This window comes from Citrobacter sp. CK206, from assembly GCF_030333125.1.
Classification (GTDB): Bacteria; Pseudomonadota; Gammaproteobacteria; order Enterobacterales; family Enterobacteriaceae; genus Citrobacter_B; species Citrobacter_B koseri.
In genome coordinates this window covers 1-275 of record NZ_JAOWGM010000013.1, presented here as the reverse complement: position 1 = coordinate 275, position 275 = coordinate 1, and the positions used below count along the sequence as shown (strand labels likewise).

Annotated in this window: 1 protein-coding gene; it reads left to right on the top strand. The window is 56.0% G+C overall.

Annotation, left to right across the window (positions count from 1 at the left end; all coding sequences use genetic code 11):
- Positions 1–275: DUF2931 family protein (locus OGX81_RS00625; protein ID WP_146209149.1), on the top strand; the 275-nt coding region annotated here is incomplete at both ends.

Genomic DNA, 275 nt, shown 5'->3' with positions numbered 1-275 from the left:
AAACAAACTTACGAGACCAGCGCCGTGTTCGGACCAGAAACCTGGCTACGGATGAAAACCCCTGCCGATCATACCTGGGACGGGGATGCCGTCTGGTACGACAATATAACTTTCGGCCTGTCCCCTGGTGGCAAAGTCAACGTCTGGTTCCCCGATGTCGCCGGGCGTCCCAGCCTTCCCGTAAAACCGCTGAAAATGTGGACCCTCGCAGGCAACGAGATGACGCTCTGCAAAGACTACGTCGTTCCCGGCGGCACGTTTAATTTCATTCAGTC